Source organism: Xanthomonas protegens (genome assembly GCF_038442435.1).
GTDB lineage: Bacteria > Pseudomonadota > Gammaproteobacteria > Xanthomonadales > Xanthomonadaceae > Xanthomonas_A > Xanthomonas_A sontii.
On record NZ_JAQJCQ010000015.1, the window covers coordinates 50,143 to 72,599 of the forward strand.

Genomic DNA, 22,457 nt, shown 5'->3' on the forward strand with positions numbered 1-22,457 from the left:
TCGCCCGGCCGCTGCGAGCCGGCAGTCTACCCCAGGCCACGGCCGCGGCATGCGCCAAATGCGGGCGGCGGCACCGGTGCACGGACGCGCGGAGCGGCGGCACGGACGAACGGCAGGCGGCGGCGGTCGTGGCACCACGCCGCAGTCCCGGTCTTGGCATCGCCTGACGGCGTTGTCGGATCCTTTCAGCCGGCCGGCGCAGGCGGGCTGGACAGGGGCCGGCCGCATCGCATCCCCGACAGCGGTTCCCGCGGTCCTGTCGGCGGGCGGGGCGCCGGCCGCGCGGGAATACGGCCGGACACGATGACGCTCCGGCCCTCTCGGCGAACCGCGGCAGCGGCGCGACGCCGCGCACACCCTCGCGTGGGCGCATTGCGAACACGGCCGTCTGGACGTGGGGCGTGCGTCACCCGCCGACACGCACGCCCTGCTCCGCTTCGCCGGCCAGACAGCCTCCAGCGCGAAGCCCGCCGCCCGTCTAAGATGCGCGCTTCCCCTCGTTGCCCCACCGACCGATGCCGTTCCTCGAACTGACCCTGCGCTGCACCGACGCCACCCAGCCCCGCTACGAGACCGCGCTGGAGGATGTCGGCGCGCTGGCGGTGACCCTGCTCGATGCCGACGCCGACACCAGCAACGAACGCGCGATCCTGGAACCGGGCGTGGGCGAGACCCCGCTGTGGGGCACGCTGGTCCTGACCGCGCTGTTCCCCGAGGAGCAGGACGCGCTGGTGCTGCTGGCCGCGCTGGAGGCGTTCGACCCCGGGCTGGACTGGACCCAGGCCACCTTCCGCAAGGTCGACGACCAGGACTGGGAACGGGCCTGGCTGGACCAGTTCCAACCGATGCGCTTCGGCGCGCGCACCTTCATCGTGCCGTGGAACCACGACCTGCCGGAGGAGGCCAGCGGCGCCGATGCCGCCGTGGTGCGCCTGGATCCGGGCCTGGCGTTCGGCTCCGGCACCCACCCGACCACCGCGCTGTGCCTGCGCTGGCTGGACGCGCTGGCCACCGACGGCGTCCTGGCGCAGGCGCGCGTGCTGGATTTCGGCTGCGGCTCGGGAATCCTGGCGCTGGCTGCGCTGAAGCTGGGCGCCGCCGCCGCGGTGGGCGTGGACAACGACCCGCAGGCGCTGCTGGCCAGCCACGACAACGCCGAGCGCAACGCGGTTGGCGAGCGCCTGGCCGTGTACCTGCCCGCCGACGAACCGGCGGCCACCTATCCGGTGGTGGTGGCCAACATCCTCGCCTCGGCGCTGGATGCGCTGGCGCCGACCCTGGCCGCGCGCGTGGCGCCGGGCGGGCGCATCGCCCTGTCCGGCATCCTGCACGGCCAGGAACAGGAGCTGCTGCAGCGCTACGCACCGTGGTTCACCCAGCTGCGCACCGAACAGGACGGCGACTGGATGCGCATCGACGGCGTACGCCGGGACTGAACCGGGGCACGGCCACGCCGGGGCGCGGCCCACCGCAAGGCCAGCCGGCCCGTTGCGCTAGAGACAGTATCGCTAACATTTAACTGATGGACAGCGCTGCGAACCAAGCGCAGCAGCCGGCGCGGCTATATCTCGCCTCCCCTGCGGAGGTGCGTGTGAACAGCAAGCTGTACGAACGGGTGCGCGAAGCGCGCAAGCTCACCGGCCTCACCCAGGAGGCCCTGGCGCTGGACCTGGGCGTGACCCGCAGCGCCGTGGCGCAGTGGGAAATGGCCGAAGGCACCGCGCCGGCGCTGGAGCACCTGATCGCCCTGGCCCGCCGCAGCGGGCTGCACTTCGAGTACCTGGCCACCGGCCGTGGCGAGCGCGTGTTCGGCGAACCGATGGCGGCGGACGCCGCGGCCATCGGCGAGCTGCCCAGCCACTACCAGTTCACCGACCAGCAACTGCGCCTGCTGGAGCGCTTCGACAGCCTGAGCCCGCGCCAGCGCGCCGGCTTGCTGGACCTGCTCGACACCCGCAAGTCGCGCTGAGCCGCCGCGAGACCCTCGCTCCCTAGAGCGTCCAGCGCTGACAAAGGCCACGATCCACCGGCAGCGCACTGCAGATCCAGCCGGCGCGTGCTTGAATACGGCTCTCGCCGTCGTCGCCCGCGCGCATGCCCGATCGCACTCCGCCCCGTCCCAGCCTCGCCACCTTGCTGCGTCAGCCCGATCCGTCCGCCACACAGGGCGAGACCCCGGTCGCGCCGGCGGCGGGCGGTGACGCGCCGGCAGCCGCGACGCCGCTGACCGACACCGCAGCGCCGAGCGTCTCGCCAGCGTCTGCGAACGTGAAGCCGGCCGAAGAGGAGGCCGACGCGGTCCACGCCGCACCTGACGCGGGCAACCTGGAAGCGCTGCCGCCCGCGTCGGCGACGGACCCCGCACTGGCACCGGACACGGTCGCGTCCCCCGCGACCGCCCCCACCTCGCCAGTGTCCGCCGCCGCCGCGCCCAGCTTCCTGCATGGCCCGCGCGAACGCCGCCCGGTGCTGCGTGCCGCGCCCTGGCAGTGGATCGCACTGGCCGGGCTGGGCCTGCTGCTGGCGCTGCAGATCCTGATCGCCGATCGCCAGCGCCTGGGCGCCGACCCGCGCTGGCGGCCATGGGTGGCCGGGGTCTGCCAGGTCTTGCGCTGCAGCGTGCCGGCCTGGCGCGAGCCGGCCGCCTTCACCATGCTCAGCCGCGAGGTGCGGCCGTTGCCCGGCCATGCCGGCACCCTGCAGGTGCAGGCGACCTTCCGCAACGACGCGCGCTGGGCGCAGGCCTGGCCGCTGCTGCAACTGTCGCTGGCCGACGCCGACGGCCGCACCATCGGCAGCCGCGTACTGCGCCCGCAGGAGTACCTGGGGCGCGCACGGCCGGACAGCGCCACACTGGCGCCGGGACAGAGCGCACAGATCGCGTTCCAGGTGCGCGAACCGGCCGCCGAGACTGCGGCATTCAGTTTCGATTTCCACTGAGAACGCTGCGTTCGGGCACTACGCCATGGCAGCGGCGCAGGCCACGCGCTAGACTCGTCCCCCCGCGCCGGCCCTCCTGCCGTCCGGCGCCGCTGTCATCCGGGGATCCGTCGAACTTGAACGCCGCCACCACTCGTCCTGACTCCAGTCGCGGCGCGCCGAAGCCGCCGCTGCGCGAACACGTGGCGCAATCGGTCCGCCGCTACCTGCGCGACCTCGACGGCTGCGACGCCGACGACGTGTACGAGATCGTGCTGCGCGAGATGGAGATCCCGTTGTTCGTGGAAGTGCTCAACCATTGCGAAGGCAACCAGAGCCGCGCCGCCGCGCTGCTGGGCATCCACCGCGCCACCCTGCGCAAGAAGCTCAAGGAATACGGGCTGGCCTGAGGGAGGCCGGGATTGGGGATTCGGGATTCGGGATTCGGGATGACCAGCCTGCGGCTGGTGAAAAGCTGGGAATCGGGAATCGGCGTGCTGTCCTGCATGACTTGACTGTCAAGCGATCCGACACACACAGCGACACAGCTTCTAGCGCCTGTGCATCGCCCTCGTAGGAGCGGCTTCAGCCGCGACGCCTGAAATCCACCAGGCGATAGCGAACGCACTACCGCGGCGAAGAAACCACCGAACGCCGAAGCGCACGCCTCGCCATTGTGGGAGGGGCTTCAACCCTGACGCGACACTGGCTGCAGCACCAGGGCTGCAGCCCTACTACAACGAATCCGACGCCGCACCATCGCAACAAAGCGCGACCGCATCACTCAACTTCCATCGCCGGCCAGACGAACGGCTGTGGGTATCCGAAAGCAATTCTTGCCCTCTTGTTGCGCGATTAGCGCCGGCGCGCAATCGGTAAGCATCGCGGCTAAAGCCGCTCCTACGCAGGCGCAACACTCTCACCGCGCGACGCTCCAGCGAATCCCAAATCCCACCATCCCCAATCCCCGCCCCTCACACCCACCCATAGCGGATCAGGTGGAAGAACACCGGCGCCGCAAAACACACCGAGTCCAAGCGATCGAGCACGCCGCCGTGCCCTTCGATCATGTGGCCCCAGTCCTTGATGCCGCGGTCGCGCTTGATCGCCGACATCACCAGGCCGCCGAAGAAGCCCATCAGGTTGGCGACCAGCGCCAGCGCGAACGCCTGCAGCGGCGAGAACGGGGTGATCCACCACAGCGCCGCGCCCAGCAGGCTGGCCGAGAGGATGCCGCCGACGAAGCCTTCCACGGTCTTGGACGGCGACAGCTTGGGCGCGATCAGGTGCCGGCCCAGCAGCTTGCCCCACACGTACTGCAGCACGTCGGAGGACTGCACCACGATCACCAGGAACGCGAACAGCAGCAGGTTGCGGTCCTCGTAGCCGGGAATGCGCAGGTTCAGCAGCGCCGGCACGTGCGAGATGCAGAACACGCTGATCATCAGCCCCCACTGCACCTTGGCGGTGCGCTCCAGGTAGCGCGTGGTGTCGCCGCCGATGGTGGACAGGATCGGCAGCACCAGGAACGCGTAGACCGGGATCAGCAGCGTGTACAGGCCGTACCAGTCGCTCCACACCAGCCAGTACTGCCACGGCAGCACCACGTAGAACGCGGCCAGCAGCGCGTAGTAGTCGCCGCGCCGGGTGGGAGTGAGGGTGATGAATTCGCGCAGCGCGAACAGCGACACCAGCGCGAACAGCACGATCACGCCCAACCGGCCGAAGGCGAACGCCAGCGCCACCACCGCCGCCATCACCCACCAGGCGCGGATTCGCGCCACCAGGTTGTCCAGTACCGCACTGGGCCGTTCGCGCGCGCGCCAGCGCAGCGTCTCGGCGATCAGCGTGGCCACCACCAGCACCGTGGCGATGCCCAGGAACAGCCACACCGTCTGTTGCCGCATCGAGGATTGCTGCAGGTGTTCGCTCAGCGCGATCGGATTCATCGGGCGGCCTCCGCCTGCTCCGGCGCCAGCGCCAACAAGGCCGCACGCGCGCGATCGAGAAAGGCCTGCTTGTCCTCGCCGGCGCCCAGCCGCAGCGGTTCGCCGAAGGTGGTGGTGCACAGCAACGGCAACGGCAGCCACTTGCCCTTGGGCATCACCCGCTTGAGGTTGTCGATCCACACCGGCACGAACTCCAGTTCCGGACGCTGCCGCGCCAGGTGATAGAGACCGCTCTTGAACGGCAGCAGCCCCTCCTCGGTATTGCGGGTGCCTTCCGGGAACAGGATCAGCGAGCCGCCGCCGTCGACCGCCTCGCACAGGCAGGCGATCGGATCGCGCTGGCGCTGCTGCGGATCGCGCTCGATCAGCACGCCGTTGAACACCGCGTGGATCAGGTAGCGGCGCAACGCGTCGCGCTGCCAGTAGTCGGCCGCCGCCACCGGCCGCACCTCGCGTCGCAGCGCTGCCGGCAACGACGACCAGATCAGCACGAAATCGCCGTGGCTGGCGTGGTTGCCGTAGTACACGCGGCGCTCGCCGGACGGCATGCAGCCGCGCCACAGCGCACGTGCGCCGGTGAGTAGACGGATCGCGGCACTGCAGCCGCGGGCGATCAGACGGGCGATCATTTCCACTCCAGTTCGCGCACGATGGCGCGCACGCGAATCACGATGGTCAGGGCGGCGGCGGCGATCAACAGCGCCAGCGCCACGGCAAGAAGCATGTAGGCCAGTGTGGTGTGCTGCAGCAGCAATGCAGCGGCCGCCGCCAACGCGGCCAGCGACAGCCAATGCATGCGCTGCACGCGCGCCATCGGCCCCTGCAACGGTTCGCGCACCGCGCAGGCCAGGCCGAGCATGCGCACGTAGGCGGTGCCCACGCACACCAGCGCAGCGGCCCAGCCCAGTTCCGCGCCGATGCCCAGCACCGGCTGCAGGCCATAGCCCACGCCCAGGCACACCGCCACGTCCGACAGCCGGTCCGGCGCCTCGTTGTACACCGCCCCGGCACGGCCGATCATCTGCGCCTGCTGCGCCAGCAGCCCGTCCAGGCGGTTGCACAGCAGCCGCGCCTGCAGCGCCAGTGCCGCCAGCACAAGCAGCGCGGCGGCATTGACCGGCGGCTCGCGCCAGGCCAGGACGAACATCAGTGCCGCCAGCACCGCGCACGCCAGTCCGGTCCAGGACACGCCATTGGGCGTGGCCCCACGCGCGCGCAACGCCAGCGCCAGGCGCGCCCGCCACTGCGCACGCCGCGCCTGCCAGGTCGAAGCGGCCATCAGTCGCCGCCTCCACAGCCGCCGCAGCCACCACCGCCGCAACTGCTGCCGCCGCCATCGCTGCTGCCGGCACCACAGCTACTGCAGTTCGTCGTTGAACACCGGCCGCCATGGCCGTTGGGCGCCGGTGTGCGCAAAGCGTGGTAATCGGCCCAGGGCGTGGTCATCAGCACACTGGTGCCGGCCAGGGCCAGCGGCAGCGCCAGATGCGAACCGGGCGCCAGCGAGGGAGCGGCGACGCCGTCGCGCCAGGCCGCCTCGCGCTCGGCCAGCAGCGCGTCGCCGGCGACGCTGCGCCGCGGCGGCGTGAGCAGGAAGCCGAGCGCAACGACCGCGACCACCACCATCGCCGCAACCAGAAAGCCGATCGGGCGCTGCAACTGCAGGCCGATGCGCAGCTTTAGCAGACCCAGCATCCACAGCGCCAGCAACGGTGCGGCGCCGAACAGGCGTGCGCACAACGCCTGTCCATGGCCCAGCCACAGCCCCTTGTCGACCAGCGAGCGGCGCAGCGGCGCGGCGTCGCGCCGCAACGCGGCCAGCGCCGGCTGCAGGTGCGGCTGCGCGCGCACGATCGCCAGCGCGCGCTGCAGCGCTGGCGGTGCGGCGACACGGGTGAGCCGCAGCCGCGCGTGGCGGCGCACATGCGGTTCGGCCTGCAGGCGCACCGCGTCGGCCGCCAGCAGCAAGGCCAGTTGCTGATCGGCGACGCGCTCGCTGCCGCCGGCCAGGTAGGCCAGCTCGGTGGCGTCCAATGGCGTATCGAGCGCCGCGCGGCGCAGTCCGCGCACGGCCAGGCGCAGGCGCGTGCCCAGGCTCCAGGCCAGGCCGATGCCGGCCAGGAACAGCAGCAGGAACGGCGGTCCCGGCCAGTGCAGCGGCGAGAGCGGGCCGTTGCCCTGCCATAGCACCGCGAACAGCAGCGCTGCGCCCAGCATCCAACCCCACAGGGCGATGCCGCCGCGCGTGGACGCGGTGCGGCGCGTGCGCGCCTGGCGCATTGCCGGCGCGGGCGGCCGCGTGCCGGCCGGCGCCGGCCAGCACGCCGTTGGCGGCTCGCCGAAGTAGTGCCGGTACTGCGTCAGGGTAGCCGCGTACTGGGCCTGGAAGCGCGCGGCGTCGGCCGGGTCGCCGCGCCCGGGATGGTGGTGCAGGGTGCGGCGCAGGACCTGCGGACAGAACCGCTGCCAGTACTCGCGGGTGTCGGTGAGGTGCGTGTGCCAGGCCTGGTCGACCAGCGGACTCGGCGTGATCTCCTCGCCGGCGACGCAGGCCAGGAAGCAGAAACGCCGGTACTCCTCGACCACTTGCGTGGCCAGCGCCGGCGACACGCCGGCCTCCTCGGCGACGCGACGCTCGAACGCCGCCAACGCCGTCTCGCCCTCGCCGAAGCCGTCGGCCTGCAGGCGCTGCCACAAGGCCGCGTAATCGGGATCGACCACGGCCGGCCGCAGCGGCGTGGACGTTCGCGTCATCGCATCGCCTCCCAGCCGGCCGGCGCCGTGCACAGCGCCACCACCAAGGCCAGCACCTGCAAGGCGAAGCACAGCAACTGCCGCCGCAGCAGGCGGCGCATGCCCTGCCAGCGCGCCAGCCAGTCGCGCGGCGGCGGCAGCGTGCGCAGCAGGCCCAATCGCTGCAGGGCCGCGTCCAGGTCGGCACCGGCGCACGGCAGGTCCGGTTCGGCCAGAACCGCCTCCAGCAGCGCCACGTCCAGGCCGACCCGCGCCGCCCAGTAGCGCTGCAACAGGCCCGCCAACGCGGCGACGCCGCACCAGACCACCGCAAGCAGCGCGCCGCCGCCGGCGTACCACGCCGCTAGCGCCACCGTCACCGCGAGCAATAGCAGCGACAGCCGATCCAGCGGCGCCCCCTGACGCAGCACCGCCGCCATCGTGCGCAGTTCCAGCGGCGTGCTCATGCCGGCAGCTCCTGCGCCTGCAGCGGCGCCGGCGGTGCAGTGCAGGCGGCGGCGATGGCGGCACGCTGCGCCGGTCCCAGCACGATGCGTGGCGCGCGGGTCCGCAACAGCGCCAGCGCGTCGTCCAGCGTGGCGGCACGGCCGCTGCGCAGCAGCCAGGTGGCGAACGCGGCCGCGCTGCGCGAATAGCCCAGCGCACAGCAGGCCAGCACCGCGCCGTGCGTGCGTGCCGACGCGATCGCGTCGGCGGCCGCGCGCAAGGCCGCAGCCGGCGGTGCCACCAGGTCCAGCATCGGCACCACGCGGTCGTGCGCCTGCGCCTCGCGCAACGACAGTTCCGCACTGACGTCGACCACCGCGGCGAAGCGCGTGCGCTCGCCGCGGCCGGGCATGCGCCCGAGCCAGACGCCGTCGGCGATCTCGCGCGGCGCCGGATCGCGCCAGGTCCAGGCACGCGAGTTGAGCCAGGCGGCGGCCAGGTACGGCGCGTACAGCCAGCGCGCGGCCAGGCTCAGGCGGCCGTCGTCACGCTTCTGCAGGCCCAGCGGGCCGAGCAGCGCATAGCTCAGCGCGACCAGCAGCAGCGACAGCGCCGGCCACAGCAGCCACCAGCCGGCACCACCGAGCGCGCGTGCGGCGGCCACGCAGGCCGCGCTGCCGAGCAGGTACAGCGCGGCCAGGCGCCAACGCCGCGGATCGCGCGCCGGTGCCGCGGCGCGCCATGGCGCGGCGATGCGCTCCGGCCACAGCCACACGCACAGCCAGCCGGCGGCCAGGCCGGTGGGCACGTCGAGGAAATGATGCTGGTAGGTGGTCAGCACCGACAGCCCGATCAGCGCGAACCAGCCGTGCAGGGCCAGCCGCGCCAGTCCGTGCAGGTGCTGCGCATAGCGCACCCACAGCACCACCAGCAGCACGATGTGCAGCGACGGCGCCTGGTTGAACGGCTTGTCGAAGCCGAGCAGCACCGCGAACAGCCAGCCGAACACGCCCTCGGTCGGCGGCCGCTCGAAACTGAAGCGCAGCGGCCACAGCAGGAAGCAGCCCACCGCCAGCACCTGCGCGGTGAGCAGGCGCCGCGCATGCGTGTCCAGTTCGGCGCGCGTGCGGCAGACGAAGAACGAGATCACGTAGAACAGGTCGATCGACCAGTACGGGACGATGGTCCACGGCCAGAACGGGATCTGGGTTTCCCAGGCGAACGGCAGCGACGGCACGGCGGCGCGACGCGCGGCCAGCGTGTTGGCCAGGCCGTAGCTGAGGAAGAAGAACGGCCCCAGCAGCGCCAGCCAGGCCAGCGCCCGCCGCCACGGCCGCGCGGCCGCGGCGCTCATGGCGCGATCCGCTGCGCCAGCGACACGGTGAAGATGCCCCATTCGTCGATGCGCTGCTCCAGCTTGCGGAAGCCGGCCGCGCGCACCAGTTCGTCCATCTCCTGCTGGGTGCGCCGGCGCATCACCCAGGCCGCACCGCCGCGGTGGCTGGTCAGCGCGCGGGCGATGAACTCCAGCTGCGGATGCCAGGGCTGGCCGGTGTAGGCCAGGTAGCCGCCCGGTTCCACCGCCGCGGCCACGCCCTGCAGCGAGCGCAGCACCTGGTCGTTGTCCGGGAACAGTTCGTACAGGCCGGACACGACCGCCAGGGTCGGCCGCGGCTGCAGCGCGGCCAGCGCGTCGCGGTCGAAGGCATCGCCCTGCTCGAAGCGGGCGATGTCGGTGGCGCCGAGCGTGGCGATCAGCGCGCGGCCCTGCGCCACGTTCAAGGGGCTGAAATCGCGCAGCAGGATCGCGTCGGCGCGCTGGCTGCCGCCGGCCAGCGCTTCCAGCACGTAGCGGCCGTGGCCGGCGGCGATATCCAGCGCGCGCACCGGCAGGCCGGCGGCGCGCAGCCGCTGCATCGCCAGGCCCAGCAGCTCATGCAGATGCTGGCGGCGCACGCGGATGCCGCGCCAGCCGATCGCATCCAGGTAGTTGCGGTCGACCCTCCGCCCCAGCGGGCCGCGCCCGGCAGCCTGGTCGCGGTAGATGTAGTCCAGCGTGCTGCCGGAATCGAAACCGGTCTGCAGGCCGAGGGCGATACCTTCGGAGAGCTGCCCGCCCAGGCGCAGGCCGGCGCGCACGCCGCGCCAGCGCAGGTCCTGCAGGCTGTAGCGTTCCGGCGGCCAGGCCAGGCGCTCGGCTTCCTCGAAGGTCGGCCCGCGGCGGTGCGCGTGGCGCAGGCTGGGCAGTGCCGGTTCCTCGGCGAAGCGCTCGCGCACGAAGCGACGGATCTGCGCCAGCGCCGGCGCGCGATCACGCTCGCCCAGGGTGTCGTGGAAGAAACCGGGCAGCAGGTGGCGCTCCTTCACCGGCGAGGACAGGCGCTCGTAGAAGCGGTCCTGCGGGCCGCGGTGCACCACGAAATCGCTGCCGGACACCAGCAGCTGCACCGGCACGGTGATCGCCTGCGCATCGCCGACCACGCGGTCGGCCGTCGCGTACAGCCCCAGCAACACCCGCACCGAGATCGGCCGGGTGATCAGCGGATCGTCGCGATAGCTCTCGACCCGCGCCGGATCGTGGGTCAGCCACTGCGGCTTGACGTAGCTGTTGACGAAGAAGTTGCCGCGCAGCTTCTGCATCAGGGCCAGCCCGGGCCGCGCGAACGGCACGTACAGCTTGACCTTGAACGCTGGCGAGGCCAGCACCAGCGCGCGCAGCGGCGGCGCGTAGTCGTGCACCCAGGTGCTGGCGACCACCGCGCCCACGCTCTGCGCCACCACCACGATGTCCTGCACGGCGATGCCGTGGACCTCGCCGATGTGCGCGACGAAACGGTCCAGGTCGCGCACCAGCGCCGGGAAGCCGGGCGCGTCGCCGCGCGCGCCGGGCGAGCGGCCGTTGCCGCGCGCATCCCAGGCGAACAGCGCGCACTCGTCCAGGCCCAGTTCCTCGGCCAGGTGCATGACCCGCCCGGAATGCTCGTGGCCACGGTGCAGCAGCACCACCGCCCGCGGCGGCGCCGCCGGCGCGGGGGCCGGCCAGTGCCGATAGAACAGCCGTGTGCCGTCGAAACTGGCGAATTCGCTTTCGTTGACCTGCCGCATCCGTTGCCGATTCCCTGTCTGCCATGAATCCATTGGGTTCCCGCGGCCACGACGGCCGCACCCGCTCAGTCGCGCGCGTCCGCTTCGCGCAGTCCGGCCGCGACGCGGCGCACCGTCGTCGACACGCACAGGAACGCCACCACCCCAGCGAAGCCATTGACGGCTGGTGCGCCGGGCAACCCGCAGGCCAACAGCAGCCCCAGCACGCCGACGCAGAAGGCGCGGTCGCTCTTGCCCATCGGCCCATCGTAACGGCGGCTGGCGCCGACCATCAGCCCCAGCACCCCGGCATACTCGGTCAGCGCCGCGGTCAGCACCATCAGCCACACCCAGCCGCCCATTACGCCCGGCACGCTCAGCAGGCTCAGGTACAGCGCCGCATCGGCGATCACGTCGCACAGTTCGTTGAGGTAGGCGCCCAGCCGCGACTGCTGGCCGAATTCGCGCGCCAGCATGCCGTCCACCGCGTTCAAGGCCATCCGCAGCAGCATCCACAGCGGCAGCAGCGCGTACCACAGCGGCTGCGCCGCGCCTTGCGCGTACACCACCGCGGCGACCAGCAGCGACACCAGCGCCGCGGCCACCGTCACCTGGTTGGCGGTGACGCCGAGCCGGTCCAGCACGCGCACGCCCGGCCGCAGCAGGTCCTGGAAACGTCCTTTGAGGGCATAGATCGACACGCGCGTGGTCCTGACGGCGAGGGCGGGGCGGCGACAGCCTAATGCATCGTGGCGTCTGCGCGCGCGGCCGCAGCCACGGCGCAGGTGTTCTGCACGGTCCGCGCGCGGCTCCACGGCGGGGCGCGCGCACTGTGTGCCGGCGCTGCCGCGCATGCGATCCGCCGGCCCGTGGGCACGGCCGGCCGGGCGTCGGCGGGCCTCAGCGCCTACAATGGCGGCCCGTTCCGCTGCCCCCGCCCTGCCCCATGTCCTCCGATTTCCTGCCCGTGCGCCGGGCGCTGCTGTCCGTTTCCGACAAGACCGGCCTGATCGACCTGGCCCGCGCGCTGGCCGCGCGCAACGTCGAACTGCTGTCCACCGGCGGCACCGCCAAGGCCCTGCGCGAGGCCGGGCTGGCGGTGAAGGACGTGTCCGAACTGACCGGCTTCCCGGAAATGATGGACGGCCGGGTCAAGACCCTGCACCCGCTGGTGCACGGCGGCCTGCTCGGCCGCGCCGGCACCGACGATGCGGTGATGGCCGAGCACGGCATCGCCGCGATCGACCTGCTGGTGCTCAACCTGTATCCGTTCGAGGCGGTCACCGCCAAGGCCGACTGCACGCTCGCCGACGCGGTGGAGAACATCGACATCGGCGGCCCGGCGATGCTGCGCTCGGCGGCCAAGAACTTCGCCCGCGTGGCCGTGGCCACCGACCCGGCGCAGTACGCCGAACTGCTGGCCGAACTGGAGGCCAACGACGGCCGGCTGTCGGCGGCCAAGCGCTTCGCCCTGGCCGTGGCCGCGTTCAACCGCGTCGCCCAGTACGACGCGGCGATCAGCAACTACCTGTCCGCGGTCACCGCCAGCGACGCCGCGGTGCCGACGCGCAGCGCGTTCCCGGCGCAGATGAACTCCAGCTTCGTCAAGGTGATGGAACTGCGCTACGGCGAGAACCCGCACCAGCAGGCCGCGTTCTACCGCGACCTCTCCCCCACGCCCGGCACCCTGGCCACCTTCACCCAGCTGCAGGGCAAGGAGCTGTCCTACAACAACATCGCCGACAGCGATGCGGCCTGGGAATGCGTGCGCCAGTTCGACGCGCCGGCCTGCGTCATCGTCAAGCACGCCAACCCGTGCGGCGTGGCGGTCGGCGCCGGCTGCGGCGATGCCTACGAACTGGCCTACGCCACCGACCCGACCAGCGCCTTCGGCGGCATCATCGCCTTCAACCGGCGCCTGGATGCGGCCACCGCGCAGGCGATCCTGGACCGCCAGTTCGTCGAGGTGCTGATCGCCCCCGACTACGACGACGCCGCGCTGGAGTACGCCAAGAAGAAGGCCAACGTGCGCGTGCTGCGCATCCCCGCCGGCGACGGCGCCTACGGCATCGACAGCAAGCGGGTCGGCTCCGGCATCCTGCTGCAGACCAGCGACGCGCACGTGGTGCCGCGCGATGCACTGAAGGTGGTGACCCGCCTGGCGCCGACCGAGGCGCAGTTCGATGACCTGCTGTTCGCGTGGAAGGTGGCCAAGTACGTCAAGTCCAACGCCATCGTCTACGCCAAGGACCACCGCACCATCGGCGTCGGCGCCGGGCAGATGAGCCGGGTGTACTCGGCGCGCATCGCAGGGATCAAGGCCACCGATGCCGGCCTGGCCGTGGAAGGCTCGGTGATGGCTTCCGATGCGTTCTTCCCGTTCCGCGACGGCATCGACGCCGCCGCCGCGGCCGGCATCAAGGCGGTGATCCAGCCGGGCGGTTCGATGCGCGACGCCGAGGTGATCGCCGCGGCCGACGAGCACGGCATCGCCATGGTGTTCACCGGCGTGCGCCACTTCCGCCACTGAGGTCTGGAGCGATGCGCCTGTCCGCTGTCGTGCCCCGTCCACTCGCCGTGCTGGCCGTGGCCGGCGCCCTCGTGCTGGGCGGTTGCACGCCGGCCGCGCCCCCCGCCCCCAGCGCCGCACCTGCGGCCGCGCCCGCCAGCGCCGCCGCGCCCGCGCACGTCAGCCGCACCGCGCGCCTGCAGACGTTCCTGCAGCAGCGCTACGGCAGCGCCGCGACGCTGGCCGGGCATTGGCCGGGGCAATGGACCCAGGGGGGCGATAGCCATGCGGTGGACTGGCAGGTGTGCGCCGAACAGCCGGTGGTCACCGGCGACGGCTGGCAGCAGTTGCTGGCGGTGTGCGGCGCGCTGCGCGACGCCGGCCATCCCGAACCGGGCACCATCGACTTCTACGTGCTGCGCCCCGAGGGCCAGGGTTTCGCCGTCGCCGCCGAGCGCACCGGCGGCACCTACGGCAGCCAGGGCCAGCCCGGCGAGGTCGGCATCGTCCGCGCCGGCAGCGATTTCTACGGGTTCCGCGTGGAAGACGGCTGGTTCGGCCAGGGCTACGCGCTGCAGTCGCAGACCCTGATCCTGCCCGGCCCCAAGGGCCTGGTGGACGCCGGCAGCGTGCGCAGCCACATCGACAACAGCGCCGCCGCCGACTGCGATGCCGCCGATGCGGCGGCGGACTGCAAGGCCGGCCAGTTCGCCATCGACTTCGCCCTGCGCTTCGACGACCGCGACCACGCGGCCCGCGTCTGGCCGCTGCTGATCGAGGAAACCGGCACGGAGTGCGGCCAGCGCCCGGTGCAGCGCAGCCACCGCTTCGCGCTGGACGCGAAGACCTGGACCTACCATTTCCCCGAGGCGCTGCAGCGTGAAGGCTGCACGTGAGGCGCGCGCGCCCGGTGCACCCGCTCCCCTTTTCCCTGCAATCTGGAATTCCGCGATGAAACTGCTCGTCATCGGCTCCGGCGGCCGCGAACACGCCCTGGCCTGGAAGCTGGCCCAGTCCCCCCGTGTCGACGAAGTGCTGGTGGCGCCCGGCAATGCCGGCACCGCCGGCGAAGCCAAGTGCCGCAACGTGCCGGTCAAGGTCAACGACCTCGACGGGCTGCTGGCGCTGGCCCGGGACGAAGGCGTGGCGCTGACCGTGGTCGGCCCGGAAGTGCCGCTGGTGCTGGGCGTGGTCGACCGCTTCCGCGCCGCCGGGCTGCGCATCTTCGGCCCCAGCGCCGCCGCCGCGCAGCTGGAAGGCAGCAAGGCCTACGCCAAGGATTTCCTGCAGCGCCACGGCATTCCCACCGCGTTCTACGCCGTGCACACCGAGGTCGAGGCCGCGCTGGCCTATGTCCGCGACAAGGGCGCGCCGATCGTGATCAAGGCCGACGGCCTGGCCGCCGGCAAGGGCGTGATCGTGGCGATGTCGCTGGACGAGGCCGAGGCCGCGGTGCGCGACATGCTGTCCGGCAACGCCTTCGGCGACGCCGGTGCGCGCGTGGTGATCGAGGAGTTCCTCGACGGCGAGGAAGCCAGCTTCATCTCCATGGTCGACGGCCACACCGCGCTGCCGATGGCCACCAGCCAGGACCACAAGCGCGTGGGCGACGGCGACAGCGGCCCCAACACCGGCGGCATGGGCGCGTATTCGCCGGCGCCGGTGGTGACGCCCGAGGTGCACGCGCGGGTGATGCGCGAGGTGGTCGAGCCGACCGTGCGCGGCATGCGCGACGACGGCGTGCCGTTCACCGGTTTCCTCTACGCCGGGCTGATGATCGACGCCAGCGGCGCGCCCAAGGTGATCGAGTTCAACGTGCGCTTCGGCGACCCGGAAACGCAGCCGGTGATGCTGCGCCTGCAGTCGGACCTGCTCGACCTGCTCGAGGCCGCGCTCGACGAACGCCTGCACGCGACCGAGGCGCAGTGGGATCCGCGCCCGTCGCTGGGCGTGGTGCTGGCGGCGGCGCCGTATCCGGAGACCCCGGTCACCGGCGAAGCGATCACCGGCCTGGACACGGTGCCGGCCAACGCCAAGGTGTTTCATGCCGGCACCACGCTGGACGCGCAGGGCCGCGTGCTCAGCGCCGGCGGCCGCGTGCTGTGCGTGGCGGCGCTGGGCGACAGCGTGGCCGAGGCGCAACGGCACGCCTACGCCGGCGTGGAGCGGATTCACTGGGCCAGCGAGTTCCACCGCCGCGACATTGGTTGGCGTGCGATCGCGCGCGAGCAGGGGGCGTAGCACGTCGCCACGGGCAGGAGCGGCTTCAGCCGCGACGAGCGAAGCCCAAAGCACGGCTGACACCCTCGCTCGTCGGGACTGAAGTCCCTCCCACAAGGCACCCTGACATCACATCCGTAGGAGCGGCTTCAGCCGCGACAGGGGCATGACCGGGAACGCCGGGTCGCGGCTGAAGCCGCTCCTACGAATGCGCCCACGCACTCTCCATCGGGCCTGCGCTAGCCTGGATCCTCTACCGCTTCGCGCATGCCCATGGCCCTCTCCCCCACCCTCCGCACCCGCTTCCGCGCGCTCGCCGCGCAGACCGATGGCATCGACACTGCGGCCTACGCCGCCTGCGGCAAGGATCCGCTCGATCCCATCATCGGCCTGGGCCGCCGCGATGCGAAGGTGTGCATCCTCGGTCGCGACCCGGGCCGCAGCGAGGTGGAGCACGGCGAGCCCTTCGTCGGCAGCGGCGGCCAACTGGTGCGCAAGGCGCTGTACCGGCACCTGCACCACGGCGAGGAGATGCCCGATTTCGCCGCCGGGCTCGAGGCCGGCCGCGTCGCCTTCTGGCTCAACACCGTGCCGTACAAGCCGGTGGGCAACAAGGCCTGGTCGATGCCGGTGAAGCGGCGCTTCCACCCGTTGATGCGGCGCCTGCTGCTCGAACAGTGGCGCGGCGATGCCATCCTCACCCTCGGCCGCGAGGCCTTCCTGTGGTTCGGCATCGACCAGCCGCGCGAGGTGCGTGCGGCGCTGGAGGCGTTCTGGGCGCGCGAGGACCGCTTCCAGGCGCAGACGGAGGTCGAGCTGCACAGCGAGGACGGCCGCCGCAGCCGCCGCGTGGTGCTGCATCCGCTGCCGCACCCCTCGCCACTCAACCAGACCTGGTACAAGCGCTTCCCGGCACTGCTGGACGCCCGGCTGCGGCAACTGGGGGTCTGAGCGCCCGCGTGCATCCACCCTCCCGAGGGGGATCGCATACAGCGACGGTGCGTTATCGTGGCGCGGTGCCGACCCCCTCGATCGAAACCCGCCTGAGCCGCCTGTGGGCCCATGAAAAGGCCAGCTACGGGCTGCGCGTGTTCATCGCGCTGGCGGTGGCGATGGGCGTGTGCTGGCACCAGCAGCAACTGGAGGCGCTGCCGGCGATCTTCCTGGGCACCATCGCCAGCGCCATCGCCGAAACCGACGACAACTGGCTGGGCCGGATCAAGTCGGTGCTGCTGTCGCTGCTGTGTTTCGCCGCCGCCGCCGCCGCGGTGGTACTGCTGTTCCCGTATCCGTGGCCGTTCGCGGCCGGCCTGGCGCTGTCCACCTTCGCCCTGACCCTGCTCGGCGCGCTCGGCGAACGCTACGCCTCCATCGCCCAGGCCACGGTGGCGCTGGCGATCTACGCGATGATCGGCCTGGACCACGGCACCCAGAACGGCCATGTCGGCGGCAACGCCTGGCACGGCGTGGCCTTGCTGCTGCTCGGCGCCGGCTGGTACGCGGTGCTGTCGGTGCTGTGGACGGTGCTGTTCGCCAACCGGCCGGTACGCGAGCGGCTGTCGCGGCTGTACCTGGAGCTGGGCCGCTACCTGCGGCTCAAGGCGGCCCTGTTCGAGCCGGTGCGGCAGAGCGACCTGCACGCGCGGCGGCTGGCGCTGGCCGAGCAGAACGCGCAGGTGGTGGCCGCGCTCAACGCGGCCAAGACCGCGATCATCAGCCGCTTCGGCCGCTCCGGCCGGCCCGGCGTGCAGTCGGGCCTGTATTTCCGCCTGTACTACATGGCGCAGGACTTCCACGAGCGCGCCAGTTCCTCGCACTACCCGTACGAGGCGCTGACCGACGCGTTCTTCCACAGCGACGTGCTGTACCGCTGCCAGCGCCTGCTGGCCCTGCAGGGCAAGGCCTGCGCGGCGCTGGGCGAGGCGATCCGTCTGCGCCAGCCGTTCGACTACGGCGAGCAGACCCAGCAGGCCACCACCGACCTGCGCGAGTCGCTGGATTTCCTACACGCCCGCGCCGACCCACGGCAGGCGCGGCTGCTCGGTTCGCTGGAACTGCTGGTGACCAACCTGCACAGCATCGAGCGGCGCCTGGCCGAGGCCGCGCAATCGGACACCACCAGCGACACCCTCGACACCCGCCTGCGCGACTCCTCGCCGCATACCCTGCGCGAAATGCTGCGGCGCATCGGCCAGCAGCTCACGCCCGGCTCGGTGCTGTTCCGGCACGGCCTGCGCATGGCCATCGCGCTGGTGGTGGGCTACGCCATCATGCAGTCGATCCACGCCAGCAACGGCTACTGGATCCTGTTGACCACCGCCTTCGTGTGCCGGCCCAACTACGGCGCCACCCGCCTGCGCCTGGCCCAGCGCATCGCCGGCACCCTCATCGGCCTGGGCGCGGCCTGGGCGCTGATGCAGCTGTTCCCCGGCACCGAGCTGCAGTTGCTGTTCGCATTGCTCGGCACGCTGGTGTTCTTCGTCACCCGCACCGACCGCTACATGCTTGCCACCGCGGCGATCACGGTGATGGCGCTGTTCTGCTTCAACCTGATCGGCGACGGCTTCATGCTGATCTGGCCGCGCCTGCTCGACACCCTGATCGGCTGCGCGATCGCCGCGGCCGCCTCGTTCCTGATCCTGCCGGACTGGCAGGGCCGGCGCCTCAACCAGGTGCTGGCGACGGTGCTGTCCAGCAGCGCGCGCTATCTGGCGCAGGTGCTGGAGCAGTACCGCAGCGGCATGCGCGACGACCTGCCCTACCGCATCGCCCGCCGCGACATGCACAACGCCGACGCCGCGCTGTCGGTGGCGTTGTCGAACATGCTGCGCGAGCCCGGCCGCTACCGCCGCAACCTGGACGCCGGCTTCCGCTTCCTGGCCCTCTCCAACACCTTGCTCGGCTACCTGTCGGCGCTGGGCGCGCACCGCGCCGCGCTGGCCGGCGAGACCGACCCGGACATCGCCCGCGCCGGCGATTACCTGCCGCAGGCGCTGGGCGCACTGGCCGACGCGCTGGCCGAGCGGCGCGCGCTGCCGGCCGCCGACGAACCCGCCGAGATCGCACTGGCCGACGCGCTGGAGCGCGAGGACGGCATCGACGAGGCCAAGCGCCGGCTGGTGCGCAACCAGCTCGCCCTGACCCTGCGCCTGCTGCCCAAGCTGCGTGCCGCCGCGCAGGCGGTCAGCGCCGCTCCGGCGCCGCCGGCGCCGGTGCTGGCCGCGCCGGCCGCACGCTGATGCCCATCCACAGCAAGGCCGCCACCGCCAGCGCCGCACCGCCGATCGCCACCCCGCGCCAGCCGGCGTAGGCGTAGGCTGCGGTGCCGAGGCTGGACCCGACCGCACCGCCGATGAAGTAGCAGGTGACGTAGGCCGAGGTGATGCGGTTGCGCGCGGCCGGATCCAGTTGGTAGATCACGCTCTGGTTGCCGATGTGCACGCCCTGCACCGCCACGTCCAGCAACACCACCCCGGCGATCAGCAACCACAGCGAGTGCGGCGCGCCGAGCAGCAACAGCCACGACAGCAGCAGCATGACCAGGCCACCCCAGCCGACCCAGTGGCCGGCGCCGCGGTCGGACAGCTTGCCGGAGAGATTGGCGGCGAACGCGCCGGCCGCGCCGATCAGCCCGAACAGGCCGATGGTCGCGGTGCCGTAGCGGTAGTCCGGGCCGGACAGCAGGAACGCCAGGGTGGTCCAGAACATGCTGAAGCCGGCGAAGAGCAGCCCGCCCAGCACCGAGCGTGCGCGCAGCACCGGCTCGTCGCGCAGCAGCGCCAGCACCGAGCCGATCAGGTGCGGATAGGACAGGTGCGGGTTGCCCGGGTGCCGCGGCAGGCCGCGCCACAGCAGGCCCGAGGCCACCAGGATCAGCGCCGCGGCCACCCAGTACACGGTGTGCCAGCCGCCGACGCCGGCCAGCAGGCCGGACACCGTGCGCGCCAGCAGGATGCCCAGCAGCAGCCCGCTCATCACCGTGCCGATGACCCGGCCGCGCTCGTGCGGCGCGGCCAGGGTGGCGGCGAACGGCACTAGGATCTGCGCCGCCACCGAGCTCAGCCCGGTGATCAGGGTGCCGAGCAGCAGCAGCGCGAAGCTGTGGGCCATCGCGCTGACCAGCAGGCCGACCGCGCTGAGCGCATACAGACCGACGATCAGGCTGCGGCGCTCGAAGCGGTCGCCCAGCGGCACCAGGAACAGCAGGCCGGCGGCATAGGCCAGCTGCGCGGTGGTAACCACCGCGCCAGCGCGACGCACGTCGATGGCGAAGGTCTGCGCCAGCACCTCCAGCAGCGGCTGCGCGTAGTAGTTGCTGGCCACCGCCAGGCCGGTGGCGGTCGCCATCAGCAGCACCAGGCCGCGGCGCATCGGCGGATGCGAGGTCGTTTCCATGGACGGACACCGGATCGTGGGGAGGGGCGCAGTCTGTGGCGGCGGCAGCAATCGTTCAAACGCATTTTTTTCACCACTGCCATCTGTTTTTGAGATAGCGTGATTCCCGCGCCGACAGGCCGGCCGGTTCGCCAGCGCCGCCGCTTCGAACGCAGGCTGCGTCCGGACTGGAGCGCCGCCCCACCACCGCCCCCGCTCCGAAGGAACCCGCACCATGCCCAGCACCGACATCGCCGAGGCGCTGCACCAGCACGGGTATGCGGTGGTCCGCGGCTTCCTGGGCGACGGCGACATTCCCGACAGCCTGCTGCGCTTCCTGGAAGGCGCCGAGAAGTTCCACGACGGCGTGATCGGCGACCTGCCCGCGGCGGACATGCAGCGCATCCAGGCGCGCATCGCCGCGACAGTGCCGGCGGTGGCCGCGGCCATGGGCCTGGCGATCGCCGTCGACCGCTTCGGCTACTGCGCCATCCGCATCCGCGAAAGCCATGCCGCGCCGAGCCTGCGCCTGCCGTTCGACCAGCACCGCGATCCGAAGACCGCGCCGGGCGGCGCGCTCAACTGGCACCTGGACCACTTCAGCTATTTCCTGCATGGCGACCACCGCAACTACCTGATCTGCTACATGCCGGTGCGCAAGCCCGATGCCGGCCTAGCCAACGTGGCCATCGTCGCCGACGACGTGGTCGCGCGCCTGGATCCGCAGCTGCACCAGCGCATCCAGGGCCGCGGCGCGCTGCGCTTCCGCTGCGTGGAGGCCGACACGCTGGACTGGTTCCGGCTGCGCTTTCCGGGCGAGGCCCTCGCCATCGGCGACTGGTTCGCGATCGAGGACCTGCACGACGCCAGCCCCGGCTGGAAGATCGGCGTCGACCTGGAAGCGCACAAGGTGGTGCCGCAACTCGCGGTCGGCGACCTGCTGATCATGCGCGCCGACGTCATCCACCGCACCCACGACGCCGGCTGCGACCGCATCTCGGTGCGCTGCGACGCCTTGCCCGCACGGGCGCCGCGGCTCGACACGCTGCGCGGCCTGCTCGGCATCACCCTGCGCTACCCGTTCATGAGCCGCAAGCGCCGCTACAACATCCGCCTGTGGCTGCGCCAGCAATGGCGCAAGCGGCTCGGGCGCACAGCATGAGGCGGCCGCTGCGACAGACGGCGCGTGGCGCATGCAGCCCCGGCGCGGATCGGCTGCGGCATCGCCACGGCGCGCGCCAAGCAGCGCCATGCTGACCCTGCGCCAGCTCGAATTCGCCGTCGCCGTCGCCGAGGAAGGCAGCTTCACCGCCGCCGCGCGCCGCTGCCACACCGTGCAGTCGGCGCTGAGTCACCAGATCGCCAAGATCGAGCAGGCGCTGGGCGCGCGGCTGTTCGAGCGCGGCGCGCGGCAGGTGCGCGCCACCGCCGCCGGCGAGGTATTCCTGCACAACGCGCGCGCCACCCTGCGCGCGGCCGAGCGCCTGCACGAGGAAATGGCGCAGACCCTGGGCACGGTGCGCGGCCGCCTGCAGATCGGCCAGATCTCCTCGTTGAACGCAGTGCAGGTGCCGGCGGCGCTGCGCCAGTTCCGCGAGGCGCACAGCGCGGTGGACGTGCACCTGCGCACCGGCATGAGCGATGCGCTGCTGCTGGACCTGGGCGAAGGCCGGCTCGACGTGGCCCTGGTCGGGGTCGGCCCGCACGTGGCGCTGCCGCCGCAGCACCTGCTGCTGCACGAGGAGCCGCTGGCGTTGATCGCCGCGCCGGGCAACCGCTTCGCCACGCGGCGCGAGGTCTCGCTGCGCGAACTGGAGGACGCGCCGATGGCCGGGCTGATCCCCGGTGCCGGCGTGCGCGGCATCATCGACCGCGCCTTCGCCGCCGCCGGCCTGCGCCAGCGCCTGCAGTACGAGGTCACCCACGCCGACCTGCAGCGGCAACTGGTGGCCGAGGACCTGGGCCTGGCGGTGGTGCCGCAGACCATGGCCACCGGCATGCACGGCGTGGCCACGGTGGCGCTGCGCGAGCGCTTCCGCTTCCTCACCTACGCCGTGTGGCGGCCGGACCCGACCCCGGCCGCGCGCGCCTTCATCGCCCTGCTGCGCGCGCGACGCGACGCCCTGCAGGCCGCGCCGGACAGCCCCGGAGCGGGCCGTCGCGCGCCACGCCTGCGCGCGCGGCGAACCTGCTAGGCTGCGCGCGTTCGCAAAGGAGCCTGC

At 72.2% G+C, this 22,457-nt stretch carries 20 protein-coding genes; 11 read left to right on the forward strand and 9 right to left on the reverse strand.

The window, feature by feature from the left end:
• Positions 1-515: 515 nt before the first annotated feature.
• The 4 genes from prmA (at position 516) to fis (ending at position 3,329) form a co-directional block, all read left to right on the forward strand.
• Positions 516-1,436: a 50S ribosomal protein L11 methyltransferase gene (gene prmA, locus PIQ37_RS16355; protein ID WP_342074269.1), complete on the forward strand. Its 921-nt coding sequence runs from the start codon at positions 516-518 to the stop codon at positions 1,434-1,436.
• 86 nt (positions 1,437-1,522) lie between these two features.
• Complete coding sequence (locus PIQ37_RS16360; RefSeq protein WP_342074270.1) at positions 1,523-1,969, forward strand: helix-turn-helix transcriptional regulator; 447 nt, start codon at positions 1,523-1,525, stop codon at positions 1,967-1,969.
• Positions 1,970-2,094: 125 nt separating this feature from the next.
• Entirely contained in the window at positions 2,095-2,940 is an 846-nt protein-coding gene (locus PIQ37_RS16365; protein ID WP_342074271.1) for a DUF3426 domain-containing protein, read from the forward strand.
• Positions 2,941-3,056: 116 nt separating this feature from the next.
• Complete coding sequence (gene fis / locus PIQ37_RS16370; RefSeq protein ID WP_010343856.1) at positions 3,057-3,329, forward strand: DNA-binding transcriptional regulator Fis; 273 nt, start codon at positions 3,057-3,059, stop codon at positions 3,327-3,329.
• A gap of 564 nt (positions 3,330-3,893) precedes the next feature.
• Here fis and PIQ37_RS16375 read toward each other — a convergent pair.
• The 8 genes from PIQ37_RS16375 to PIQ37_RS16410 form a co-directional block, all read right to left on the reverse strand.
• Positions 3,894-4,868: a phosphatidate cytidylyltransferase gene (locus PIQ37_RS16375; RefSeq protein ID WP_342074272.1), complete on the reverse strand. Its 975-nt coding sequence runs from the start codon at positions 4,866-4,868 to the stop codon at positions 3,894-3,896.
• Positions 4,865-5,497 carry a lysophospholipid acyltransferase family protein gene (locus PIQ37_RS16380; protein ID WP_342074273.1) on the reverse strand — a complete coding sequence of 211 codons (633 nt, stop codon included), beginning with the start codon at positions 5,495-5,497 and terminating at the stop codon, positions 4,865-4,867. Before PIQ37_RS16380 ends, PIQ37_RS16375 begins: the two co-directional genes overlap by 4 nt.
• A complete protein-coding gene (locus PIQ37_RS16385) occupies positions 5,494-6,147 on the reverse strand; it encodes a CDP-alcohol phosphatidyltransferase family protein (RefSeq protein ID WP_342074274.1) in 654 nt (217 codons plus the stop codon). Before PIQ37_RS16385 ends, PIQ37_RS16380 begins: the two co-directional genes overlap by 4 nt.
• A complete protein-coding gene (locus PIQ37_RS16390) occupies positions 6,147-7,622 on the reverse strand; it encodes a TIGR04222 domain-containing membrane protein (RefSeq protein ID WP_342074275.1) in 1,476 nt (491 codons plus the stop codon). The genes PIQ37_RS16385 and PIQ37_RS16390 overlap by 1 nt, the downstream gene beginning before the upstream one ends.
• On the reverse strand, positions 7,619-8,068 hold the full coding sequence (locus tag PIQ37_RS16395; protein ID WP_342074276.1) for a hypothetical protein: 450 nt from the start codon (positions 8,066-8,068) through the stop codon (positions 7,619-7,621). Before PIQ37_RS16395 ends, PIQ37_RS16390 begins: the two co-directional genes overlap by 4 nt.
• The gene (locus PIQ37_RS16400) at positions 8,065-9,402 is read right to left on the reverse strand and encodes a phosphatase PAP2/dual specificity phosphatase family protein (RefSeq protein ID WP_342074277.1); all 1,338 of its coding nucleotides are present in this window, start codon (positions 9,400-9,402) and stop codon (positions 8,065-8,067) included. Before PIQ37_RS16400 ends, PIQ37_RS16395 begins: the two co-directional genes overlap by 4 nt.
• Positions 9,399-11,153, reverse strand: coding sequence for a bifunctional alpha/beta hydrolase/class I SAM-dependent methyltransferase (locus PIQ37_RS16405; protein WP_342074278.1), 1,755 nt, complete (start codon positions 11,151-11,153; stop codon positions 9,399-9,401). Before PIQ37_RS16405 ends, PIQ37_RS16400 begins: the two co-directional genes overlap by 4 nt.
• Before the next feature lie 65 nt (positions 11,154-11,218).
• Positions 11,219-11,833 carry a CDP-alcohol phosphatidyltransferase family protein gene (locus PIQ37_RS16410; protein WP_342074279.1) on the reverse strand — a complete coding sequence of 205 codons (615 nt, stop codon included), beginning with the start codon at positions 11,831-11,833 and terminating at the stop codon, positions 11,219-11,221.
• Positions 11,834-12,078: 245 nt separating this feature from the next.
• Between PIQ37_RS16410 and purH the strand changes: the two genes are divergently transcribed.
• The 5 genes from purH (at position 12,079) to yccS (ending at position 19,100) form a co-directional block, all read left to right on the forward strand.
• The gene (gene purH / locus PIQ37_RS16415; protein WP_152181636.1) at positions 12,079-13,662 is read left to right on the forward strand and encodes a bifunctional phosphoribosylaminoimidazolecarboxamide formyltransferase/IMP cyclohydrolase; all 1,584 of its coding nucleotides are present in this window, start codon (positions 12,079-12,081) and stop codon (positions 13,660-13,662) included.
• A gap of 11 nt (positions 13,663-13,673) precedes the next feature.
• Positions 13,674-14,537: a hypothetical protein gene (locus tag PIQ37_RS16420; protein WP_193312707.1), complete on the forward strand. Its 864-nt coding sequence runs from the start codon at positions 13,674-13,676 to the stop codon at positions 14,535-14,537.
• Between the two features lie 55 nt (positions 14,538-14,592).
• Positions 14,593-15,882, forward strand: a complete 1,290-nt coding sequence (gene purD, locus PIQ37_RS16425) for a phosphoribosylamine--glycine ligase (RefSeq protein ID WP_342074280.1) — start codon at positions 14,593-14,595, stop codon at positions 15,880-15,882.
• A 252-nt stretch (positions 15,883-16,134) separates the two neighbouring features.
• The gene (locus PIQ37_RS16430; RefSeq protein ID WP_342074281.1) at positions 16,135-16,812 is read left to right on the forward strand and encodes a uracil-DNA glycosylase family protein; all 678 of its coding nucleotides are present in this window, start codon (positions 16,135-16,137) and stop codon (positions 16,810-16,812) included.
• A gap of 65 nt (positions 16,813-16,877) precedes the next feature.
• The gene (gene yccS / locus PIQ37_RS16435) at positions 16,878-19,100 is read left to right on the forward strand and encodes a YccS family putative transporter (protein WP_342074327.1); all 2,223 of its coding nucleotides are present in this window, start codon (positions 16,878-16,880) and stop codon (positions 19,098-19,100) included.
• Here yccS and PIQ37_RS16440 read toward each other — a convergent pair.
• The gene (locus PIQ37_RS16440; protein ID WP_342074282.1) at positions 19,045-20,256 is read right to left on the reverse strand and encodes an MFS transporter; all 1,212 of its coding nucleotides are present in this window, start codon (positions 20,254-20,256) and stop codon (positions 19,045-19,047) included. The genes yccS and PIQ37_RS16440 overlap by 56 nt on opposite strands.
• Before the next feature lie 214 nt (positions 20,257-20,470).
• On the opposite strand from PIQ37_RS16440, the gene PIQ37_RS16445 reads away from it, so the two are divergent.
• Together PIQ37_RS16445 and PIQ37_RS16450 are read left to right on the forward strand one after the other, a co-directional pair.
• Positions 20,471-21,397 carry a hypothetical protein gene (locus tag PIQ37_RS16445; RefSeq protein ID WP_342074283.1) on the forward strand — a complete coding sequence of 309 codons (927 nt, stop codon included), beginning with the start codon at positions 20,471-20,473 and terminating at the stop codon, positions 21,395-21,397.
• 88 nt (positions 21,398-21,485) lie between these two features.
• A complete protein-coding gene (locus PIQ37_RS16450; RefSeq protein WP_342074284.1) occupies positions 21,486-22,430 on the forward strand; it encodes a LysR family transcriptional regulator in 945 nt (314 codons plus the stop codon).
• Positions 22,431-22,457: the final 27 nt, after the last annotated feature.

What these genes read in the sequence shown, in the direction of transcription:
- prmA (WP_342074269.1), top strand. Translation starts at nt 516, where the DNA reads ATGCCGTTCCTCGAACTGACCCTGCGCTGCACCGACGCCACCCAGCCC.
- PIQ37_RS16360 (WP_342074270.1), top strand. Translation starts at nt 1,523, where the DNA reads ATGGACAGCGCTGCGAACCAAGCGCAGCAGCCGGCGCGGCTATATCTC.
- PIQ37_RS16365 (WP_342074271.1), top strand. Translation starts at nt 2,095, where the DNA reads ATGCCCGATCGCACTCCGCCCCGTCCCAGCCTCGCCACCTTGCTGCGT.
- PIQ37_RS16375 (WP_342074272.1), bottom strand. Translation starts at nt 4,868, where the DNA reads ATGAATCCGATCGCGCTGAGCGAACACCTGCAGCAATCCTCGATGCGG.
- PIQ37_RS16380 (WP_342074273.1), bottom strand. Translation starts at nt 5,497, where the DNA reads ATGATCGCCCGTCTGATCGCCCGCGGCTGCAGTGCCGCGATCCGTCTA.
- PIQ37_RS16385 (WP_342074274.1), bottom strand. Translation starts at nt 6,147, where the DNA reads ATGGCCGCTTCGACCTGGCAGGCGCGGCGTGCGCAGTGGCGGGCGCGC.
- PIQ37_RS16390 (WP_342074275.1), bottom strand. Translation starts at nt 7,622, where the DNA reads ATGACGCGAACGTCCACGCCGCTGCGGCCGGCCGTGGTCGATCCCGAT.
- PIQ37_RS16395 (WP_342074276.1), bottom strand. Translation starts at nt 8,068, where the DNA reads ATGAGCACGCCGCTGGAACTGCGCACGATGGCGGCGGTGCTGCGTCAG.
- PIQ37_RS16400 (WP_342074277.1), bottom strand. Translation starts at nt 9,402, where the DNA reads ATGAGCGCCGCGGCCGCGCGGCCGTGGCGGCGGGCGCTGGCCTGGCTG.
- PIQ37_RS16405 (WP_342074278.1), bottom strand. Translation starts at nt 11,153, where the DNA reads ATGCGGCAGGTCAACGAAAGCGAATTCGCCAGTTTCGACGGCACACGG.
- purH (WP_152181636.1), top strand. Translation starts at nt 12,079, where the DNA reads ATGTCCTCCGATTTCCTGCCCGTGCGCCGGGCGCTGCTGTCCGTTTCC.
- PIQ37_RS16420 (WP_193312707.1), top strand. Translation starts at nt 13,674, where the DNA reads ATGCGCCTGTCCGCTGTCGTGCCCCGTCCACTCGCCGTGCTGGCCGTG.
- purD (WP_342074280.1), top strand. Translation starts at nt 14,593, where the DNA reads ATGAAACTGCTCGTCATCGGCTCCGGCGGCCGCGAACACGCCCTGGCC.
- PIQ37_RS16430 (WP_342074281.1), top strand. Translation starts at nt 16,135, where the DNA reads ATGGCCCTCTCCCCCACCCTCCGCACCCGCTTCCGCGCGCTCGCCGCG.
- PIQ37_RS16440 (WP_342074282.1), bottom strand. Translation starts at nt 20,256, where the DNA reads ATGGAAACGACCTCGCATCCGCCGATGCGCCGCGGCCTGGTGCTGCTG.
- PIQ37_RS16445 (WP_342074283.1), top strand. Translation starts at nt 20,471, where the DNA reads ATGCCCAGCACCGACATCGCCGAGGCGCTGCACCAGCACGGGTATGCG.
- PIQ37_RS16450 (WP_342074284.1), top strand. Translation starts at nt 21,486, where the DNA reads ATGCTGACCCTGCGCCAGCTCGAATTCGCCGTCGCCGTCGCCGAGGAA.